The sequence below is a fragment of the Paraburkholderia sp. genome (genome assembly GCF_026225065.1).
Taxonomy (GTDB): Bacteria; Pseudomonadota; Gammaproteobacteria; order Burkholderiales; family Burkholderiaceae; genus Paraburkholderia.
Genome location: NZ_JAMFSB010000086.1, coordinates 1 through 3,334 on the forward strand (window position 1 = coordinate 1; position 3,334 = coordinate 3,334).

Genomic DNA, 3,334 nt, shown 5'->3' on the forward strand with positions numbered 1-3,334 from the left:
ATTGATAATCCCCACCTGCGGTACGTATAACGCGCCAGCAATCCCGGACAGGATCGCCGAGACGGTCCAGATGAACAGTTTGTAGCCAAGCGGGCTGTAGCCGAGGAACATCAGCCGCGTCTCGCCATCGCGCACGCCAGTCACGACGCGTCCGAGTTTCGACGTCACAATCGCCCGCGCACCCAGAAACGCCAGCACTAGCACGGCAAATGTGATCAGGAAGAGCGCTGTGCGCGTGCCCGGATGCGTGATCGGAAAGCTCCCGATCGTCTTGAAGTCCGTAAAGCCGTTGTTGCCGCCAAAGCCGGTTTCGTTGCGGTAAAACAGCAGCATCGCAGCGAACGTCATCGCCTGCGTGATGATCGAGAGATACACGCCCTTCACCCGCGAGCGGAACGTGAAGAAGCCGAACACCCAGGCAATCACGGCGGGGACCATCACTACCAATACCAGCGCATACCAGAGATGTTGCGTGCCCTCCCAGTACCACGGCAGGGCGTGCCAGTTGAGGAACACCATGAAGTCGGGTAGGTCGCTTTGATAAACGCCCTGATGGCCGATCGAGCGCATCAGGTACATGCCGATCGCGTAGCCGCCCAGCGCAAAGAACAGGGCGTGGCCCAAGCTTAGGATGCCGCAGTATCCCCACACCAGATCCAGCGCCAGTGCGGCGATCGCGTAGCACATGAATTTTCCCGTCAGCGTCATCATGTACGCGGACAGGTGGAAGGCGCTTGTTTCGGGCAGCACTAACGCCGAGAGCGGCACGCCCAGCCCGATCGCGATGATTAGCGCAATCAGAGCGATCCACGCGGGCCGCGTGAGCAGCGCGGGACGTGGCGGTAGGCCGAGCGCGAAGCCGCTTTGGGTCGCGCGTCCGGTGTCCGGCGGCGTGCCGGATCCCGAGGTCGTGACCGAGGCGGAGGAGGTTGCAGATGTCATCTCATGCCTCCGCGCTGCGGCCCTTGAGGGCGAACATGCCCTGCGGCCGCTTCTGGATGAACAGCACGATCAGAACGAGCACCGCAATCTTCGCGAGCACGGCGCCCCAGAACGGTTCGATCGCCTTGCTGATAAGGCCGAGCCCAAAGCCGCCGATCACCGTGCCGGCCAGTTGGCCGACGCCCCCCAGCACCACCGCCATGAATGAATCGATGATGTAGCTCTGGCCCAGATCCGGTCCGACATTGCCGATCTGCGACAGCGCGCAGCCGCCCAGTCCAGCAATGCCCGCGCCGAACGCAAACGCGTACGAATCGACGCGTGCGGTCTTCACGCCCACACACGCCGCCATGCGGCGGTTCTGCGTGACGGCGCGTACGAAGAGGCCGAGACGTGTCTTCGTCAGCACGGCCCAGGCGATGCCGACCACGATCAGCGAGAACGCCAGAATCGCCAGCCGGTTGTACGGCAGGATCAGGCTAGGCAGCACCGTGACGCCGCCGCTCATCCATGCCGGGTTGCTCACCTGGACGTTCTGCGCACCGAAGATCATCCGGGTGGCCTGGATCAGGATCAGGCTGACGCCGAAGGTCGTCAGCAGTGTTTCGAGCGGGCGGCCGTACAGGTGTTTAAGGACCAGTCGCTCCAGCGCCATGCCCACTACCGCGGCGGCGGCGAACGAGGCGGGCACGGCGAGCAGCGGGTACCAGTCGAATGCGCCCGGTGCGTACCGCTGGAACAGGTTCTGTACGACATAGGTCGCGTACGCACCAATCATCAGGAATTCGCCATGCGCCATGTTGATGACGCCGATCAGCCCGTACGTAATGGCGAGCCCCAAGGCGGCTAGCAGCAGCACACTGCCGAGCGACAGGCCTGCGAACAACGTGCCCGCGATGGCGCTGCGGCGCTGGATCGCGTCGAGCTCGTCGATGCCGGCCTGCGCAGCGGCGCGCACGCGATCGTCGCTTTCTACAAACGTACCGTCCGGCTTCTTCGCGATGAGCGGCCGCAGCAGCTCGTTCATGTCGAGGTCATGGCGCGCGGCCACGAGTTGCACCGCTTCGAGGCGCGTGGCCGGATCGCTGTTGTGCAGCGCTGTCATGGCCCACAGCGTGTCGAGTTTCTTCTTCAGACCCGGATCGGTTTCCTTCGCGCGCTGCGCGTCGATCAGCGGTTTCATCGAAGGATCGGGGTTCTGCAGCAGCGCGTTGATGGCCGCGCGGCGCGTCTCCAGATCGATGGAGTCGAGTTGCGAACCCGACAGCGCGCCCGAGACCTTCGAGCGCAGCATGTTGTTCAGTGTGACCGGTTGCGCGCCGTCTGCGGCGACCGTCTTGCCGGTGATCGCGTCTTTGGTCGCGTCGCCGTCCTGGATCAGCACTTCACCGGAGTCGGTCGTGAGCGCGTTGTCTTCGGAGAGGGCTTTAAGCAGTGCCTGGGAAGGAGCGTCGTGACTGGCGATCAGTTTGTCGATGGCCGCGGACTTGGCATCGAAGTCGTCGCCGGCGAGCGGTGCGATATCCGCCGGAGTCAGCGCAAAGGCTGCGAGTGGTGCGATGACGATGAGCGCGATACCGAGCTTACCGATACTGCGCCGTGTGAGCCTCAAAATGGAAAACGCCATGATGCCCTTTGATAAGTGAGCAACAGGGCGTTGCGGCATCGAACCTGCAGGGGATGCCGCAACGCCGTGCCGCTATACATGCGGATGCGTCGTCGAGTTGACCCGACGCATCCGTAGTGCAAGCGGACCAGGCGGGCGCGAACTGTACGCGCCCTCCGTTACATCACGCAACCCGCGAGCGGCGCAGGAACGCTGGGATCGAACTGACCACATCCGGCTTGCCCGCGTTGCCGGCGATAAACGGGCTCCACGGCTGCGCGCGAATCGCGGTTTTGGTCCGCCATACCACGTTGAACTGGCCGTCGGCACGCACTTCGCCGATCATCACCGGCTTGTGCAGATGGTGGTTGCCGTCCATCGTCAGCACGAAGCCGGATGGTGCGTTGAAGGTCTGACCGATCATCGCGACACGCACCTTGTCGACGTCGGTGCTCTTGGCTTTTTCCGCTGCCTGCTTCCACATATGGATGCCGACGAAGGTCGCTTCCATCGGGTCATTCGTGACGCGCTTGTCGCCGCCAGGCAGGTTGTTGTCCTTGACCCATTTGGCGAACATCGCCTTGAACTTGGTGTTCTCGGGATCGCGCAGCGACATGAAGTAGTTCCAGGCGGCAAGGTTGCCTACCAGCGGCTTCGTGTCGATACCGCGCAGTTCTTCTTCGCCCACCGAGAACGCCACCACCGGCACGTCCGTCGCTTTCAGGCCCTGGTTGCCCAGTTCCTTGTAGAACGGCACGTTCGAGTCGCCGTTGACGGTCGAGATCA

The 3,334-nt window shown here is 63.1% G+C and carries 3 protein-coding genes; all 3 read right to left on the reverse strand.

Going from position 1 to position 3,334, the window contains the following annotated elements; all coding sequences use genetic code 11:
• Window positions 1–942: urea ABC transporter permease subunit UrtC (urtC, locus tag M0954_RS06750; protein ID WP_297352267.1), on the reverse strand; the 942-nt coding region annotated here is incomplete at its 3' end.
• Window position 943: 1 nt separating this feature from the next.
• Window positions 944–2,569 carry an urea ABC transporter permease subunit UrtB gene (gene urtB, locus M0954_RS06755; RefSeq protein WP_297352269.1) on the reverse strand — a complete coding sequence of 542 codons (1,626 nt, stop codon included), beginning with the start codon at window positions 2,567–2,569 and terminating at the stop codon, window positions 944–946.
• Window positions 2,570–2,732: 163 nt separating this feature from the next.
• A partial coding sequence (locus M0954_RS06760) for a transporter substrate-binding protein (RefSeq protein ID WP_297352271.1) occupies window positions 2,733–3,334 on the reverse strand: 602 nt, incomplete at its 5' end.